Source organism: Limnohabitans sp. Bal53, from assembly GCF_003063355.1.
GTDB lineage: Bacteria > Pseudomonadota > Gammaproteobacteria > Burkholderiales > Burkholderiaceae_C > Limnohabitans_A.
Genome location: NZ_NESH01000002.1, coordinates 635,270 through 651,428 on the forward strand (window position 1 = coordinate 635,270; position 16,159 = coordinate 651,428).

At 62.4% G+C, this 16,159-nt stretch carries 15 protein-coding genes; 8 read left to right on the forward strand and 7 right to left on the reverse strand.

Annotated features, from left to right (window positions below; translation table 11 throughout):
- Positions 1-65 precede the first annotated feature (65 nt).
- Both B9Z50_RS07905 and B9Z50_RS07910 read left to right on the forward strand, forming a co-directional pair.
- The gene (locus B9Z50_RS07905; protein WP_108363091.1) at positions 66-629 is read left to right on the forward strand and encodes a C40 family peptidase; all 564 of its coding nucleotides are present in this window, start codon (positions 66-68) and stop codon (positions 627-629) included.
- On the forward strand, positions 613-1,320 hold the full coding sequence (locus B9Z50_RS07910; RefSeq protein ID WP_108363092.1) for a VOC family protein: 708 nt from the start codon (positions 613-615) through the stop codon (positions 1,318-1,320). The genes B9Z50_RS07905 and B9Z50_RS07910 overlap by 17 nt, the downstream gene beginning before the upstream one ends.
- Here the strand turns inward: B9Z50_RS07910 and B9Z50_RS07915 are convergent.
- On the reverse strand, positions 1,317-2,492 hold the full coding sequence (locus B9Z50_RS07915) for a YbfB/YjiJ family MFS transporter (protein ID WP_108363093.1): 1,176 nt from the start codon (positions 2,490-2,492) through the stop codon (positions 1,317-1,319). The two genes, B9Z50_RS07910 and B9Z50_RS07915, sit on opposite strands and share 4 nt — an antisense overlap.
- Before the next feature lie 193 nt (positions 2,493-2,685).
- Between B9Z50_RS07915 and B9Z50_RS07920 the strand changes: the two genes are divergently transcribed.
- On the forward strand, positions 2,686-3,432 hold the full coding sequence (locus tag B9Z50_RS07920) for a tripartite tricarboxylate transporter substrate binding protein (protein ID WP_108363094.1): 747 nt from the start codon (positions 2,686-2,688) through the stop codon (positions 3,430-3,432).
- A 22-nt stretch (positions 3,433-3,454) separates the two neighbouring features.
- On the opposite strand, the gene B9Z50_RS07925 is transcribed toward B9Z50_RS07920, so the two are convergent.
- From B9Z50_RS07925 to B9Z50_RS07940, 4 genes are all read right to left on the reverse strand, one after another.
- Entirely contained in the window at positions 3,455-4,672 is a 1,218-nt protein-coding gene (locus B9Z50_RS07925; protein ID WP_108363095.1) for a CaiB/BaiF CoA-transferase family protein, read from the reverse strand.
- Between the two features lie 4 nt (positions 4,673-4,676).
- Positions 4,677-5,156 (reverse strand): hypothetical protein, encoded by a 480-nt coding sequence (locus B9Z50_RS07930; protein WP_108363096.1) that lies wholly within the window; start codon positions 5,154-5,156, stop codon positions 4,677-4,679.
- A gap of 35 nt (positions 5,157-5,191) precedes the next feature.
- Positions 5,192-7,216: an ATP-dependent DNA helicase RecQ gene (locus B9Z50_RS07935; RefSeq protein WP_108363689.1), complete on the reverse strand. Its 2,025-nt coding sequence runs from the start codon at positions 7,214-7,216 to the stop codon at positions 5,192-5,194.
- Positions 7,217-7,390: 174 nt separating this feature from the next.
- Positions 7,391-8,551, reverse strand: coding sequence for a twin-arginine translocation pathway signal protein (locus B9Z50_RS07940; RefSeq protein WP_108363097.1), 1,161 nt, complete (start codon positions 8,549-8,551; stop codon positions 7,391-7,393).
- A gap of 105 nt (positions 8,552-8,656) precedes the next feature.
- Between B9Z50_RS07940 and B9Z50_RS07945 the strand changes: the two genes are divergently transcribed.
- The 5 genes from B9Z50_RS07945 to B9Z50_RS07965 all read left to right on the forward strand — a co-directional run bounded on the left by B9Z50_RS07945 (position 8,657) and on the right by B9Z50_RS07965 (position 13,715).
- Entirely contained in the window at positions 8,657-9,565 is a 909-nt protein-coding gene (locus B9Z50_RS07945; protein WP_108363098.1) for a LysR family transcriptional regulator, read from the forward strand.
- Between the two features lie 577 nt (positions 9,566-10,142).
- Positions 10,143-11,069, forward strand: a complete 927-nt coding sequence (ylqF, locus tag B9Z50_RS07950; protein ID WP_108363099.1) for a ribosome biogenesis GTPase YlqF — start codon at positions 10,143-10,145, stop codon at positions 11,067-11,069.
- A gap of 122 nt (positions 11,070-11,191) precedes the next feature.
- The gene (locus B9Z50_RS07955) at positions 11,192-11,734 is read left to right on the forward strand and encodes a heme NO-binding domain-containing protein (RefSeq protein WP_108363100.1); all 543 of its coding nucleotides are present in this window, start codon (positions 11,192-11,194) and stop codon (positions 11,732-11,734) included.
- Positions 11,731-13,083: an ATP-binding protein gene (locus B9Z50_RS07960; RefSeq protein ID WP_108363101.1), complete on the forward strand. Its 1,353-nt coding sequence runs from the start codon at positions 11,731-11,733 to the stop codon at positions 13,081-13,083. Before B9Z50_RS07955 ends, B9Z50_RS07960 begins: the two co-directional genes overlap by 4 nt.
- A gap of 38 nt (positions 13,084-13,121) precedes the next feature.
- Positions 13,122-13,715, forward strand: coding sequence for a 3'-5' exonuclease (locus B9Z50_RS07965; protein ID WP_108363102.1), 594 nt, complete (start codon positions 13,122-13,124; stop codon positions 13,713-13,715).
- A 39-nt stretch (positions 13,716-13,754) separates the two neighbouring features.
- On the opposite strand, the gene B9Z50_RS07970 is transcribed toward B9Z50_RS07965, so the two are convergent.
- Positions 13,755-14,414: an ABC transporter ATP-binding protein gene (locus B9Z50_RS07970; RefSeq protein ID WP_108363691.1), complete on the reverse strand. Its 660-nt coding sequence runs from the start codon at positions 14,412-14,414 to the stop codon at positions 13,755-13,757.
- Between the two features lie 4 nt (positions 14,415-14,418).
- Positions 14,419-16,077 carry an iron ABC transporter permease gene (locus B9Z50_RS07975; protein WP_108363103.1) on the reverse strand — a complete coding sequence of 553 codons (1,659 nt, stop codon included), beginning with the start codon at positions 16,075-16,077 and terminating at the stop codon, positions 14,419-14,421.
- Positions 16,078-16,159: the final 82 nt, after the last annotated feature.

Below are 16,159 nucleotides of genomic sequence, written 5' to 3' on the forward strand. Positions count from 1 at the left end.
CAAAAACAATCCAGCAACTGCCACACCCATTTTTAAGCCAAAAATATCCGTTATGCTGGAGAGCTATGCGTTGGATCCTTTTTTTATCTCTGGCTGCGGCCCTGAACTTGCCTGTTTGGTCATCCCCAACGGAGGAAGTCGCCACACCGGGCCTGGCCGAACGAGGCCTGGTCTCTCAGATCGGCACCCAATTGAGCGCGGTCAAAGACAAGGCAGGCGACCAAGCTGCAGGCTTGGTGGAGCAAGCCATGGGTTTGCTGGGCGTACCCTACCGCCGTGGCGGCACCAGCGAAAGCACCGGTTTTGATTGCAGCGGCTTTGTACGCCACCTTTACGAAAAATCGGTCGGACAAATTCTGCCGCGCCGTGCCATCGACCAGGCCCGAGCCACAGAGATCATTGACCGAGAAGAACTCAAACCCGGCGATCTGGTGTTTTTCAATACGATGCGCCGGGCCTTCAGCCATGTGGGCATTTACGTGGGTGATGGCAAATTCATCCACGCCCCGCGTACTGGCAAATCAGTCAACGTCGAAGACATGCGCAGCGCTTATTGGCAAAAACGCTTCAACGGCGCACGCCGAGTGCCCTTGAGCGGCGACAATCCCAAGCATGAAAACTCAAATTGATCACCTGGTGGTGATGGCTGCATCCTTGGACCAAGGTGTTCAGTGGTGCGAAGACACCCTGGGCATCACCCCCGGCCCCGGCGGCGAACATGAAAAATACGGGACGCACAACCGCCTGTTCAAGATCGCTTCACCCCAATTTCCATTGGCCTATTTCGAAATCATTGCCATCAACCCACAGGCTGTGATTCCAAAGCGCGCACAAGTGCCGCGCTGGTTCGACATGGACAATCCCGCTTTGCAAAAAGCCGTGGCACAAGGCCCCAGGCTTGTCCATTTCGTCAGCAGCACCGATGACGTGAAGGCCGCCCGACATCTGCTGCGCACCCAAGGCATTGAACGAGGTCAGGTGGTGCACGCCAGCCGCAAATCGAGCAAGGGCACGCTCAACTGGCAAATCACCGTGCGCGAAGACGGCGAGCGGCTCTTCAACGGCTGCTTGCCCACCTTGATCCAGTGGGGCAAACCTGATGCGACCGAACCGCTGCGCCTGCACCCCCGCAACAGCCTACCGCGCTCAGGCGTGACCCTGCAAAGTCTGACCGTGAGTCACCCCAGCGGCCCCAAGCTCCAAGCCGCTTTTGATGCCATCGGCCTGGCAGACATCGCCATCGAAACCGGCCCCGCCAACCTGGTGGCCAGCCTGCAAACCCCCAAAGGATTGGTGCAACTGCAAAGCTTGGGGATTTAAGTCTCTTTGGGCAAAGCCAAAAGCAGCGCCATGCCCACCAGCATCACGGCGGCCGTGAGCCACAAAGCACCTTTGAAACTGCCTGTGGCCTGCGCCATGGCACCGGCCACAACGGGCGCCATCATTTGCGCGGCGCCGTAGCTGAGCGTCAAACGGGCCATGGCCTTGCCCGGGTTTTGGGGCGCACGCCGCCCCACCAAGGCCAAGGTCAGGCTCACGATGCCGATGAAAGTCGCCCCATAACCCACTGCACCGATCAGCGCCGCCGTCAGTGACCCCGACAAAGCGGGCAGCACGATGGACACCGTTTGCAAACCAAAAGCCAGCAGCAAGGCTGGTATGTCGCCTAATCTTCGGGCCACACGGTCCCATAAAAACACGGCCGGCATGGCCGCCAGCCCCACCAGTGCCCAGGCCAAAGCGCCCTGCCCGGCCAAAGCCGGTTCGCGCTCCACAATGGCCACAGTGAAGGTGGCGCTGATCACAAACCCCCAGCCCGCCGCAAAATAGGCCAGCGCCATGGTCGCCATCCAGCGCCGCGAGACCAATGGCTGCGCCAGAGCGGCGGCTGCGGCGATGGGCGCGGGCGGCACAGGCGGACGCCACAGCCAAGCCGGTACAAAAAACACCAGACCCAACGCGGCAAAAGCCAACCACTGGTCCGACCACAGCGTCCAAATGTCCGACAAGACCCAAGCCCCCAGCGCCGACACCACGATGCCCAACCCCAGACCAATGAACAACACGCCCAGCTCAGGCCTGCGGCCCTGGCGCATTAGCCAGCCCAGCACCAGCCCCGAGCCCAGCAGCATGCCGGTGGCACCACACAAACCACCCAAAAAGCGCCATAGCCCCCAAGCGGGCAACCAACTCGACAGCGCCATGGCCGCCGTGGTGAGCAAGGCCATCCACAGGCCTGCGCTGTAAAAACGGTGACGCCAGCGCACATCGTCCATCCAGGCCGTGACCAGGGCCCCGACGATGTAGCCCGCGTAATTGATGGCGGCCAAGCCTCCGGCGGCGGCATCGTTCAAACCGGTTTGTGCCTGCAAGGCGGGCAGCAAGGGCGTGTAGGCAAAACGAGCCAGACCAATGGTCAGCACCAAGCCGCAAATGCCCCCCAGCATGACTTGCCAAGCTTGTAGGGGACGGGTGATGGGCGTGGAGGTCATGTGCGGTGATTCGGTCAAGGGATGCCATTGTGGCCTGATGCACCCCTGATTCGAAGTACACACCCAGCCACTCGGTCGCTTGAAGCCACTTGGCGCGTCACGCAGATGACAGTCCCGAACAAGGTGCAAAGGGTTTTCACCATGCTCGGGGCTGGCCGCGCGTCCCAAAGTGAAAACCCCAAGGAGACACCACATGCCCATCAACCCATTCCACTCTCGCATCACCTCGACCCGCGCCCAACTGGCCTCGCCACTCAAACGGCAAGCAGGTCTGAGCCTCTTGCTGCTGAGCTTGGGGGCCTTCAGTGCCACCAGCGCTGTGGCTCAGGCCTCTCCCTCCAAGCCTTTGCGACTGGTGGTGAACAACGCCCTGCCCGTGAAAAACGTGCCCGAGCTGATTGCTTACATGAAGGCCAATCCCAACAAGCTCTCGTTTGGCTCACCCGGCATCGGCACCTCGGTGCACGTCTCAGGCGAATTGTTCAAGTCGCTGACCGGCACCACCATGGAACATGTGCCCTACAAGGGCCGACAATTCGCCATCCCTGACCTGATTGGCGGCAGCATCCAGCTCATGTTTGACAACATGCCCTCGGCCCTGCCCATGGCCAAGGAGGGCAAGATCCGGGCTTTGGCACAAACCACCGCCACCCGCTCGCCAGCCGCACCAGACATTCCCACCGTGGGCGAATCGGTGCCCGGGTTTGAGGCCACCACTTGGTTTGCCATGTTCGCACCGGCCAATGTGCCCCGCCCCGTGATCGACAAGCTCAACGCCGAGGTGTTGCGCGTCTTCAAACTGCCCGAAGTGCAAGAACGCCTCAAAACCCTGGGCCTCGACCCGGTGCTCTCCAACCCCGCAGAGCTGGCCCGCTACCAAGCCAGCGAAATCACCAAGTGGGCCAAGGTGGTGAAGGAGTCGGGCGCCAAAGCGCAGTGATGCGCCCAGCCAGGCGCTGCGCTCAGGCCACGATGCCCTGTTCGCGCAGGGCCTGGATTTGCACAGCACTCAGCCCCATGCCAGACAACACCGCGTCGCTGTCCTGACCGATGCCAGGTGCATTGCGGCGGTGGCCGCCGGGCGTGCGCGAGAGCTTGGGCACGATACCGGGCACCATCAAATCGCTGCCGTCTGGCATGCGCACGGTTTGCAGCATGTCACGCGCCAAGTAGTGCGGGTCTTGCGCAATGTCGGCCACGGTGTAAATGCGCCCGGACGGCACACTGGCGCGGTCCAATGCGGCCAGCACCTCGTCCACCGTGTGCTGGGCCGTCCACTGGCCAATCACACCGTCGATTTCGGCCACGCGGGCCACTCGACCCGTGTTGTCTTTCAGGGCCGGGTCTTGCGCCAGGTCGTCGCGGCCAATTTCGGCCATCAGGCGTTTGAAGATGCTGTCGCCATTGCCTGCAATCAGGGCGTAGCCACCGTCCTTGCACAAATAAGCGTTGCTGGGGGCAATACCGGGCAAAGCGCTACCGGCTGGGCCACGCACAGCGCCAAAGGCGCTGTATTCGGGCAGCAAGCTTTCCATGCAATTGAACATCGCCTCGTACAAAGCCACGTCAATCACCTGGCCCCGGCCCGAAGTCTGGCGCTCGTGCAAGGCCATCAAGATGCCGATCACGCCATGCAAAGCCGCCAGCGTGTCGCCCAGGCTGATGCCCACACGCACCGGCACCCGGCCTGGCTCGGCCGTGAGGTGACGAATACCGCCCATGGCTTCACCCACCACGCCAAAACCCGGGCGATCGCGGTAGGGGCCACTCTGGCCGTAGCCGCTCACGCGCAGCATGATCAGGCGCGGATTGAGGGCCAACAAATCCTCCGGCCCCAAACCCCAGCCCTCCATGGCGCCGGGGCGGAAGTTTTCAATCAGCACATCGCTTTCGGCAGCCAATTGGCGCACGATGTCCTGCGCGGCGGGCTGCTTGAGGTCCAGCGCCAAAGACTGTTTGTTGCGCGACTGCACCTGCCACCAGACCGAGGTGCCGCCCTTCATCAAGCGCCATTGGCGCAAAGGGTCGCCTGCGCCGGGGGGCTCGATCTTGACCACATCGGCCCCAAAATCGCCCAGGGTTTTGGCCGCAAAAGGGCCTGCAATCAACTGGCCCAATTCAAGGACCTTGAGCCCGGCCAAGGGGCCGGTGGCGGGTGAAAAAGCTTTGTCTGCGTTCATGGTCTCAAGTGTAGGCAAAGTCCGCATCCACCCAGGCCTGCGCGGTTTGGCGGTTCAGCTTGAAACCGGCATCCACCTTGACTTCGGCCAGCGCATCGCCGCCTTCGTCCTGCGCACTCAGCACGGCATAGGGGTTGTCCTCGTCGGGCACGATGCGCAGCAGCACCGTCACGCGGCTGTCCTGGCCGTTCACCACAACACTCTGGTTGAGCTGCGCGTGCAACTGCTGCTCGCTGCGTCGCACAAACTCGCTGGCGGTTTTGACCAAGGTGATGAAGGCCGTGCCGTCCAGCGGCTTGGGGTTTTTCTTGTCGCGCCCCATGGTCCAAGGGCCGACCAAGGCAGGCTCAGACTCACCCACCTTGTACATCGCCACCGCCCAGCCGTCGTCGTCCTCGTTTTTGATGACCTGGGCGGTCCAGTTGTCGTCTTGCCATAGGCGGGCTTCTTGCCGCAGAGGGGTGTCTTGTGTGTCGTCGCTCATCGTGTCATCGCTCAAAAGTTGCTGCCGATCATGCCTCAAGGCTGCAAATGCAATGCCAGCAGGAGCACCTGAGGCGCACCTTGTTCGCGCAACAGCGCCGCCGCCACCGTGGCGGCCCAGCGGGTGCGCACCTGAGTGGCCACCAGCAGCACCGGCCCGGCGGGCAGTGCGGCATGGGAGGCCAGGCGAATGGCCGACTCCAGGTGCGCCACCACGGGCGTGGAGGCGCTGTCGTCGGGCGCGGGGCCACCGCGCCAGCTGAACACATCGTGCAGCGGTAAGCGCCCCTTGCGGGCGATCTGCTCGGCCAGCACACGGTTGGCGGCCATGTCGGGCGCAGGCAGCGGCACCACGCACACCGGACGTGCAGGCCAGCTCTTGGCCCAGCGCCCTAAGCTGGCCACCGCACCGGCCAGCAGCGCCTCAGGCACCTGGTCCGATGCGCCGTGACGCAGGGCCAGCAATTCGGCCACCCAGCCCGGGTCATCGGCAAAGGCCACGGCGCGTCCCGCGTCAAAGCCGCGAATACTTCCTTTGCGCCCCACACCACCCGGCCAGCGTTTGCGCGGCTCGATGTCCACGTCCATGCCGCGCAAAAAGTCACGCGCCGCGATCAGTTTGTCTGGTGAAGGCGTGAGGCCCGGAAACGGCAAATGCCCGGTGCACACCGAGCAGCGACCGCAAGGCGCAGGCGAAGGGTCATCCAGCGCAGTTTGCAAATACGCCATCAGGCAGCCCGCACCCTGCGCGTACTGGCGCATGATGCCCGCCTCTTGCTGGCGCACCTGGGCCAGAGCGGTCCATTTGGCCGTATCGTGTTCATAAGGCATGCCCGTGGCGCGCCAAGTGGGGCCGTCTTTGTCCACCACGCCATCGACCGCCAAGATTTTGAGCAGCGCCTCCAGCCGCCCGCGGCGCACGCCCGTGTCGGCTTCGATCTCCAGCAAACTGCGTCCGTCGTTGTCCAAGCTGCTCAGCACCTTGGCCGCCGTGGTCGCATCGGGAATCGACGCGGTGGCAAAGTAATCCCAGATGCGCTCGTCGGCGTCCGACGGCAGCAACACCCCTTCGGCATGCGCCACCGCCCTGCCCGCCCGGCCCACCTGCTGGTAATAGGCCACCGGGGTCGAGGGCGAGCCCACATGCACACAAAACCCGAGGTCCGGTTTGTCATAACCCATGCCCAGCGCCGAGGTGGCCACCACCGCCTTGACCTGGTTGTGGCGCAAACGCTCTTCCACTTTCAGGCGCGTGTCGGCGTCGGTCTGGCCGCTGTAGGCGTCTACCGCATGGCCACAGCTGCGCAAAAACGCCGTGAGCCGTTCCGCCTCGGCCACCGTCAGCACATACACAATGCCCGAGCCGGGCAATTGTGCCAGCGCATCGGCAATCCAGGCATAGCGCTGCAAGGGCGACAAGCCCGGCACCACCGACAGCGTGAGCGAAGTGCGGGCCAGCGTGCCGCGAAAAGTCACAGTGCTTTCACCCAACTGTTTACCTATATCCAAAGTCACCCGCTCGTTGGCCGTGGCCGTGGTGGCGAGCACACTGGCCGTGGGTGTAGACAGCAGCGCCCGCGCCAGCCGCTGGTAATCGGGCCTGAAATCAAAACCCCAATCGCTGATGCAATGCGCCTCGTCGATCACGATCAGGCCCACCCGGGCCAGCAAAGCGCCCAGCCGCGCCGCAAAACGCGGGTTGCCCAAGCGTTCGGGCGAGACCAGCAACACGTCGATGGCGTCCGCGTCCAGCTGCTGGAACACCTCGTCCCAGTCGTCGATGTTGGTGGAGTTCACCGTGGCTGCCTTCAGACCCGCCCGCTCGGCGGCACTGACCTGGTCACGCATCAGCGCCAGCAAGGGCGAGACCACCAGCGTGGGGCCAGCGCCCGTGCTGCGGATCGCGTGCGTGGCCGCCCAGTACACCGCCGACTTGCCCCAGCCCGTGGCCTGCACCACCAACACCCGCGAGGCGGGCTGCAGCACCGCGTGCACCGCATCAACCTGATCAGCGCGAGGCACAGCGCCTGCCCCGGCCAGGCGGGCCAGGATGGTGTGCATGTGCTTTACGGCGAAGTCACGGGTGGGTGAGCTTGGCGGCTGCAAGTGACTGGCTGTGTTCATCGGCTCCCCTGTTCGCCTTGGCTGGCGTTTTTAATAAAGCGCCATTTTGCAACGCAGCACCCGTTCATGAGCACCCCATCGACACCAACCCGACCGATGGGCCTTTGTGCATCAAGCCTTCACCAAATGCGCCGCCAGCCCCCGGCGCGGCGCAGGCCCAATGGCCGGAGCATGGCCCAAACGCGTCCACATCTGCACCGTGTGCCCACGCTCAGCAGCGCCCAGCAACTGGTGCACGGCCTGGTAATGCGGTTTTTGCTCGGGGTATTCCTGCAAGGCCTGCGACAAAGGATGCATGGACAGGCCTTGTGCCGTGGCGGCCAGTTGCGCCCGCACATAGGCACGGCCGACCAGCAGTTGGGTGACGCGGTCGTTGCGCTCGGTACTCAGCCAGAAATAGGCGGGCGTGCTGGCAATGGCGGCATTGAAGCGCTCCAGTTGGCCCTTGATTTCCGAGCTGTCTGGGGCCGAGGCCTTGGTGCGGTCAAACAATCCCAGGGCATGGAGTGCACGCACCATGGGCGAGTTGAGCGAGATGCCGTCGCGGTGCTGGGCGATTTCCTTCGGGCCAATGCGCAGCACATGGTAGGACTCCAGCAGCGTGCGCGGTGTGACCAGTTCGGTGCGCCATGCATCCATGGCGATCTGCGCGTGGCGGGCCATGGCCGCGTCTTCGCCCCGAGTGACCAGGCCCAAAGTGACGGGCAAGCCTTTCACGCTGTCACCCACCGCCTGCAAAGCAGCCGCATCGGGCGTGCGGGTTTCGTACACACCCTTGTGCGTGTGGCGCCGGAACACCTGCGCAAACAGCGGGTCGGGCCGCACCTGCGCGTCGCGCACCAAATGAATGCGGGCCGTGGGCCGGGTGTCGGGGGCTTGGGCGCTGTATTCGCCTTCGGGGAACATCGCCACCTCGGTGCGGTAGCCGCGCTGGCGGGCTGCCAAATCCAGCACCTCAATGAAAGTGCCCTGGCTGATCACCAACTGGCGCGAGAGCGGATCGGTCTCGGGCAGCAGGCGCGTCATGTCCATACGCAGCACGATGGTGTCAGGCGTGTCCAAGTCCACCAACCACGACTGCAGGTTGTGCGCGTGGGGTGCCAACAAAGCGTGAGACAAAACCCAACGGCGGATGTCCAGGCTGTCGGCTGGAGGGTTCCAGGCCGCAATGGCCTCGGGCGGCATGCTGCTGTCGCAGCCGGTCAAGCTGCTCACGGTGGCTGCGGCGATGAATCCGCCGCCTGCAATGCGCAACATCTGTCTTCTGTTCATGGTGTGGCTCCTGGTTAAAAAGTGTTCATAAAAGGTCTGAGGTGGATTGTCTGGACCTCAGCGCCATTGCACAATTGCATAAAACCGAACACCAGCCATTCATTCATGAATACATCCAACTTCAACTGGGCACTCATCCCCTCTTTTTTGGCGGCCCTGGAGCACGGCAGCCTGATGGGCGCGGCCCGCGCCACGGGCGTGAGCCAGCCCACACTGGGGCGGCACATCGCCGAGCTGGAAGAGCAACTCCAACTCGTGCTGTTTGAGCGCACCGGGCGCGGGTTGCAGCCCACCGCGCAAGCCCTGTCGCTGGCCGAAGCAGCCCACGCCATGCAAGACGGTGCGGCGAGGTTTTCTCGCATGGCTTCGGGCTCGGGGCAAACGGTGCAAGGCCGGGTGCGGCTGTCGGCCAGCCAGCCCGTGGCCTGCTTTTTGTTGCCACCCATCCTGGCCCGCATGCGTCAAGCGCTGCCCGATGTGGTGGTCGATTTGCTGGTCAGCAACTCGGTGAGCAACTTGCTCATGCGCGAGGCCGACATGGCGCTGCGCATGGTGCGGCCTGAGCAAAGCAGCTTGGTGGCCAAGCACATTGGCCAAATGGCCCTGCGCGCCTGTGCCAGCCAAAGCTATTTGGAGCGCAGGGGCACGCCGGTGCAACCCGCAGACCTGCTGGCGCACGACCTCATCACCGGCGACCACAACACCGAGATCGAAGACGGCTTTGCGGCGCTCGGTTTTCCGGCCAGCGGCCTGCGACACGGCCTGCGCAGCGACGACCTGAACGCCCAATGGGCCGCGGTGCAAGCCGGCCTGGGCGTGGGTTTCATGAGCGAGCACCTGATCGGCTCAGACCCCACCGTCACGGCCATCCTGCCCATGATCGAGCTGCCCGTGTTACCCGTTTGGCTCACGGTGCACCGCGAGCTGCGCACCAGTGCACTGATGCGGGCGGTGTTTGACTTTTTGGCTGAAGCGGTGTCCCTGTCATTGCGAGCGCAGCGCGGCAATCCATGACGGCATCCCCGTCATTGCGAGCGCAGCGTGGCAATCCATGACCTCTGGGGGGCTGTGGATTGCTTCGTTCCTCGCAATGACGGTATCCCTGTCATTGCGAGCGCAGCGTGGCAATCCATGACGGCATCCCCGTCATTGCGAGCGCAGCGTGGCAATCCATGACCTCTGGGGGGCTGTGGATTGCTTCGTTCCTCGCAATGACGGTATACCTGTCATTGCGAGCGCAGCGCGGCAATCCATGACTGTGCCCCCGTCATTGCGAGCGCAGCGCGGCAATCCATGACCTCTGGGGGGCTGTGGATTGCTTCGTTCCTCGCAATGATGGTGATTTGGATTACTTCGTTCCTCGCCATGACAGTGAAAGCGTCATTGCGAGCGAAGCGCGGCAATCCATTTTTCCGGCTGGCTTGGGATCAACGCGCCTGGCTCGCCATCACGAATTCGAAGAATCCTGTTCATGGTTCAAGTCATCATCCCCTAGGCTTTGTACTGATCGTGGGTTTTGCTTGCAGCTGAGCGGGTCCGAACTGCCCGACAATCAAGCCTCTAGCACTTTCAGTCAGCAGCGGCTTCTTTTATGGCGATTCAATGGTTTCCCGGACACATGCACCTCACGCGCAAGGCGATTGGGGAGCGCATCAAAGACATCGACGTCGTCATTGAGATGCTGGACGCCCGCTTGCCGGGATCGAGTGCCAACCCGATGCTGGCCGAGTTGATCGGGGCCAAACCGGGCCTCAAAATCCTGAGCAAACAAGACTTGGCCGACCCGGCGCAAACCGCCGCCTGGCTGACCCACTACAACGCCCTGCCGGGTGTGAGTGCCCTGGGGCTGGACACCAGCATGACGCAGCCGGCCAAAGCCTTGATCGACGCCTGCCGTCAGCTGGCACCCAACCGGGGCGGCATGGTCAAGCCCATGCGGGTGCTCATCTGCGGCATTCCCAACGTGGGCAAATCGACGCTGATCAACACCCTCAAAGGCAAACGCGCGGCCAAAACCGGTGACGAAGCGGGTGTGACCAAGCTGGAGCAGCGCATCACCTTGGCCGATGACTTTTACCTCTACGACACACCTGGCGTGCTGTGGCCTCGCATCATCGTGGAGCAAAGCGGCTACAACCTGGCCGCCAGCGGCGCGATTGGTGTGAACGCCTTTGACGAAGAGGTGGTGGCGCTGGAATTGCTGAACTACCTGATACCGCATTACCCGCAGGCCATCACCGAGCGCTACAAAGTTCAGAACGTCGCCAGTCACACCGACGAAACCCTGCTCGAAGCCATCGCCCGCCAGCGCGGCGCGATCCAAAGCGGCGGCCGGGTCAACACCACCAAAGCCGCAGAAATCGTGATTCACGATTTCCGCTCAGCCGCTTTGGGGCGCCTGACGCTGGAAACCCCCGCTGAATTTGCCGTCTGGCTGGCCGAGGGCAAAAAAGCCGATGCCGAGCGGGCCGTGCGCAAAGCGGGCAGCAAGAAGGCCCAAAAAGCTCTGAAAGACTGAGCGGCTTGCGCTGGCCGCGCATGGCTGCCGTCGAGATCTGGCTTCCTGCAGGTTAGAAATGGCGTCAACCCCTGGCCAAAAGCCATAAAATAGTTCACTTAATTACTCAAAATAGGTGATCTGTGAAGGGCGTTGTTTTTACCTCATTCCTCGAAATGGTGGAGAGTCAATTCACAGCCGACATGGTGGATGACATCATTGACGACTGCGATTTGCCTTCCTGCGGGGCTTATACCGCTGTGGGCACCTACCCGCATGAAGAAATGGTGGACTTGGTCGTGGCGCTGTCCAAGCGCTCGGGTATTGCCATACCGGATTTGTTGCGCGCCTATGGTCAGCATCTGTTTGCACATTTTTTCTCGACGCACCCGTCCTTTTTTGCCAATGTCCATGACGCCTTGAGCTTTCTGGCCGGCATCGAAGTCATCATCCATGCAGAGGTTTTAAAGCTCTACCCCGATGCGCAACTGCCACGGTTTGAGACCGAGCACCACAGCCCCCAACGGCTCGTGCTGCTCTACCACTCGAGCAGACATTTTGAAGATTTAGCCGAAGGATTGATCGCGGGGTGCATCATGCATTTCGGAGAAAAAATCGAACTGCACCGAGAAACTGTGGAGAACCAGGGCCAGCGCCAGGAACGATTTATTTTGACGCGCACATGAGCGAAGACATCGACCGCCTGCACAAACGCCTGGCGCGTGAGCGCATGGCCCGCAAAGAAGCCGAAAAAATCCTGGAAGAAAAATCCTTGGCGCTGTACAACGCCAATGTCCGGCTGCAAGCAGCCGCCGAACAAGCCGAAATGCTGGTGGTGCAGCGCACCGCCGAATTGTCCCAAGCCCTGCAGGCCGCCAAACTTGCCAGTTTGGCCAAGAGTAATTTTTTGGCCAACATGAGCCACGAAATTCGCACCCCCATGAACGGCATCATCGGCATGACCGATTTGGCGCTCGATGCCGACACCCAGCAAGAGCGGCAAGAGTACCTGGACATCGTCAAACGCTCGGCGCAGTCTTTGTTGGCCGTCATCAACGACATCCTTGATTTTTCGAAAATTGAGGCCGGAAAAATCCACCTCGAGCACGTTGCATACAACCTGCATCAAACAGTCAGCGACTGCCTTCAGGTGTTGCGCGGGCGAGCGGAAGAAAAAAACCTGCGCCTCGAATGCAGTTTTTCTGATCAAGCCCCCCATATGGTGATGGGCGACCCAACGCGCCTGAGACAAATCCTGATCAACCTCATCGGCAACGCCATCAAATTCACCAAGGAGGGAAGCATCACCCTCGACATCGAACTGCAGCCTCTCGCAGATCCGCCTTCACGCTTGAAATTCAGTGTGCAAGACACCGGGATTGGTATTCCCAATGAGAAGCTCGACAACATTTTTGAGGCTTTCGCTCAGGCCGATATCTCCACCACACGTCACTATGGCGGCACAGGTTTGGGCCTGACCATCACCCAGCGCTTGGTCAATTTGATGGGCGGTCGCTTATGGGTCCAAAGTCAGCTCGGCGTCGGCAGTACGTTCGAGTTCGATTTGCCTTTTGAGAAGGCCGCCACGCCCGAAGCCCCACAACCCACGCCCGTGCTGACGCTTGCGCCATTGCCATCGCTGTCCATCCTGATCGTAGAAGATCACCCGATCAACCAGATGCTGGCCTGCAGGATGCTGGAAAAGTGGGGCCATCGGGTCAGTTTGGCTGAAAACGGGCAAGAGGCCCTGGATCGCCTAAGCGCGCACACCGACAGCGTCGATCTGGTCCTGATGGACATGCAAATGCCGGTCATGGGAGGCCTAGAGGCCACCGCCAAGATTCGACAGATGCCGCCCTTTCGCGATTTGCCCATCGTGGCGATGACCGCCAACGCCATGCTCGGTGACCGCGAGATGTGTCTGGAAGCGGGCATGAACGACTATTTGTCCAAACCCATCTTGGCCAAGGACCTGCAAGAAAAGCTGCACCAACTGTTTGCCCAGCCGATGCTGCCTGGGGCAGAGCAAGGCTGAGCTCAAAAGCCAAGCAGAAGGTGATAAGGTCAGCGCCCATGAACGCCCAACGCCCTACCCCCGACAAAGACGCCATCGCCCTGCTGCCCGAATTTGAGCGTCTGGGGCTGGACCGCATCAGCCTGGTGAACACTGCGGCGCAGGCGCATCAGGCGCATGACCAGTTGATCACCGCCAGAGCTTGGGGCTTTGACACCGAGTCCAAACCCACCTTCAAAGTGGGCGAACAGTCCGACGGGCCGCACATTCTGCAGCTGGCCACCCCCGAACGAGCATGGGTGTTTCAGTTGCACGAGCCCGAGTGCCGCGCAGTAGCCGCCGATTTGCTGGCACGCGGGGGCATTGCCAAAGCCGGGTTTGGCCTGGGTGACGACCGCAAGCGCATCGTGCACAAGCTGGGCATTGACCCGCAAGGCATCTTGGAGCTCAACACCATCTTTCGCGAACGCGGTTACCGCAAGGACATGGGCGTCAAAGGGGCAGTGGCGGTGCTGTTCAATCAGCGATTCATCAAGTCCAAAAAAGCCGCCACCAGCAACTGGGCCAACACCCGCCTGAGCGAGGCGCAACTGGTCTACGCCGCCAACGATGCCTACGCGGCCATTCGGGTCTGGCAAGCCCTGGAACTTTGACGGGATCTTAAAAGCGCCAGCTTCACGAGGTTGACCCCGTCACCACAAACTGACCAAGCTGCCGCCCTGCACACGCCAGGCGGCGCCGGCCATGGCACGGGCTTCGGCTTCATCGTGGGTGACGAGCAAGGCGCGCATGCCGTGCTCGGCAATGTGGCGGACAAATTCTTCGCGCAGGCTCACGCGCAACTCAGCGTCGAGTGCAGAAAAGGGCTCATCGAGCAGCAATGCCCGAGGTTGGGTGATCAGCGCCCGGGCCAAGGCCACGCGCTGCTGCTCGCCGCCCGACAGCGTGTCCACCCGATCGCCGCCCCGGCCTGACAAGCCAAAGCGCTCCAAAAGTGTCTGTGCCTTGCCCCGCGCAGCGGCGCGGCTCAAGCCTTGCTCCACCAGTCCAAAGGCCACGTTGTCTTGCAAGCTCAGATGCGGGAACAGCGCAAAGTCCTGAAACATCAGCGCCAGGCGGCGTGTTTCTGGAGGCCAGTCGGTGATGTCCTGACCGTCGAGCCAAACGCGGCCCGACTCCGGCGTCTCCAGCCCCGCCACGATTTTGAGCAGCGTGCTTTTGCCGCTGCCCGAGGCCCCAAGCAGGGCCACGGTTTGGCCGGCTTCGATGCGCAAGTTCACGTCTTGCAAAAGGGTTTGGCGCTGGCCTTGGGGTCCTATCCAGTGGTGGGTGATGTGGCGCAGTTCAAGCATGAGGTCAATCCTGGTGGGGGACTCGGTGGTGTTCACCTCGCCCTTCGATGAGCCAAAAAGCGATCAAGGCCAGGGCCATGAGCCCAGCACAAAGCACCAGCGCGGCATCCAGGTTGGCGCTGCCGGGGCGGCCCAGGCGTTGGTAAATCAAGGTGCTCAAGGTCAGCCATTCGGGGCGCGAGAGCAACAAGGACACGGCAAACTCGCCCAACATGGTGGCGGCTGCAAAGGCCATGCCTCGGCGCAAGGCGGGCGCCACCAATGGCAAGGTCACGCGCCAAAACACGCGCAAGGGCCGCGCCCCCAAAGTGGCAGCGGCATGGGCATATTGCGCCGGCAACGCATCCAACGCCGCAGTCAGTGCCTTGGCCACAAAAGGGTAGGCCAGCAAAGCATATGCAGCCACCAGCAGCGGCAAACTGGCCAGCCATTGCGGATACAGCAACAACAAACCGAAGGCCAGGGCCACGGGCGAGACCACCAGCGGCGCATAGGCGCTGGCCCGCCAAACCAGCGCAGCAGGCGCCCATCGGCCCATGGCCTGCCCCGCCAGCGCCTGCAGCACGCCCATCGCTGTGGCCAACACAAGCGCCATCAAGGTAAACCGCAAGGTGTTGCCCAAAGCCAACCAAGTGTCCTCCTCAACCAGCACCAGCCATCCCTGCCCAGCCCACACCGCTTCTAGCGCTTGCAGCAGCAAGGCCAACAAAGGCGCACCACACAACAACAACCAGCCGCCCAAGGCCAGCGCCCAGCCCCCCCGAATGGCCAGTCCCCGCACAGGACGGCGTGGCACCGGGATGACGCGGGCCGGGCTGGCCAAGCGCCGCTCCACCCATGCATAGACCCAAGCCATGCCTCCCGTAAGCGCCAACATGGCCACCGCCAACGAGGCCGCTTGGGCCAGCGCCAACTCGTGGGCGATCAGCGTGTAAATCTCCACCTCGACCGTGGCCCAACGCTGCCCGCCCAGCACCAGGGCCAGACCAAAGCCCGTCAAACAATACAAAAACACCAGGCACAAAGCCGAAGCCAGCCAAGGCGCAAGCACTGGCCATTCGACCCGCCAAAAGGCCCGCCACGGCGTGGCTCCCAGGGTGCGGGCCGCCGCCACACGCTGAGCACTGACCTGCGCCAATCCGTCCATGCCCGCACGCACCACCAAGGACAAGTTGAAAAATAAATTGCCCAACAGCAGCAGCCAGGGGCTGCCCTCCAGCGTCCAGCCCGCCTGCGCCAGAGGGGTGCCCAGCAAACCTTGTGGACCCCACAGCGCCAAGATGCCGAGCGAGGCCACCAGCGTGGGCACCACAAAAGGCAGCATCAAAGCGCGTTGCCAGGCCATTCGCCCTTTGAATTCCAACCGAGCCAAAACCCAAGCCATGGGCAAGCCCAAGACCAGACACAGCACACAAGTGACCAGCGCTTGGACCAGGGTCCAGCCCAAGCGCCACTGGACGTGTGCGTCCAGCCACCAAGGGCCTGTGTCGTGAACGGCCAAACCCGCCAGAGGCTCGCCCCAAAGGCCTTGCCACAACAGCCGGGCTACAGGCAAAGCCAACAGCGCCAAGACAAACAACGCCGGTCCGGCCGCCAGCCACAGCGACAGGCGGCGCTGACGCAGGCGTGCGGTGTTCGAGGTGAAAAACCGGGTGGGCGTCATGGCAACGTGTTCATGGCATGAAAGCGGTCCATGTGCATAGGCCACTGCGACTCGCACTCAACTGACTTGCACGCCCATGACT

Bases quoted from the DNA above. Each gene is read 5' to 3' on its own strand.
- B9Z50_RS07905 (WP_108363091.1), top strand. From the start codon at position 66: ATGCGTTGGATCCTTTTTTTATCTCTGGCTGCGGCCCTGAACTTGCCT.
- B9Z50_RS07910 (WP_108363092.1), top strand. From the start codon at position 613: ATGAAAACTCAAATTGATCACCTGGTGGTGATGGCTGCATCCTTGGAC.
- B9Z50_RS07915 (WP_108363093.1), bottom strand. From the start codon at position 2,492: ATGACCTCCACGCCCATCACCCGTCCCCTACAAGCTTGGCAAGTCATG.
- B9Z50_RS07920 (WP_108363094.1), top strand. From the start codon at position 2,686: ATGCCCATCAACCCATTCCACTCTCGCATCACCTCGACCCGCGCCCAA.
- B9Z50_RS07925 (WP_108363095.1), bottom strand. From the start codon at position 4,672: ATGAACGCAGACAAAGCTTTTTCACCCGCCACCGGCCCCTTGGCCGGG.
- B9Z50_RS07930 (WP_108363096.1), bottom strand. From the start codon at position 5,156: ATGAGCGACGACACACAAGACACCCCTCTGCGGCAAGAAGCCCGCCTA.
- B9Z50_RS07935 (WP_108363689.1), bottom strand. From the start codon at position 7,216: ATGCACACCATCCTGGCCCGCCTGGCCGGGGCAGGCGCTGTGCCTCGC.
- B9Z50_RS07940 (WP_108363097.1), bottom strand. From the start codon at position 8,551: ATGAACAGAAGACAGATGTTGCGCATTGCAGGCGGCGGATTCATCGCC.
- B9Z50_RS07945 (WP_108363098.1), top strand. From the start codon at position 8,657: ATGAATACATCCAACTTCAACTGGGCACTCATCCCCTCTTTTTTGGCG.
- ylqF (WP_108363099.1), top strand. From the start codon at position 10,143: ATGGCGATTCAATGGTTTCCCGGACACATGCACCTCACGCGCAAGGCG.
- B9Z50_RS07960 (WP_108363101.1), top strand. From the start codon at position 11,731: ATGAGCGAAGACATCGACCGCCTGCACAAACGCCTGGCGCGTGAGCGC.
- B9Z50_RS07965 (WP_108363102.1), top strand. From the start codon at position 13,122: ATGAACGCCCAACGCCCTACCCCCGACAAAGACGCCATCGCCCTGCTG.
- B9Z50_RS07970 (WP_108363691.1), bottom strand. From the start codon at position 14,414: ATGCTTGAACTGCGCCACATCACCCACCACTGGATAGGACCCCAAGGC.
- B9Z50_RS07975 (WP_108363103.1), bottom strand. From the start codon at position 16,077: ATGACGCCCACCCGGTTTTTCACCTCGAACACCGCACGCCTGCGTCAG.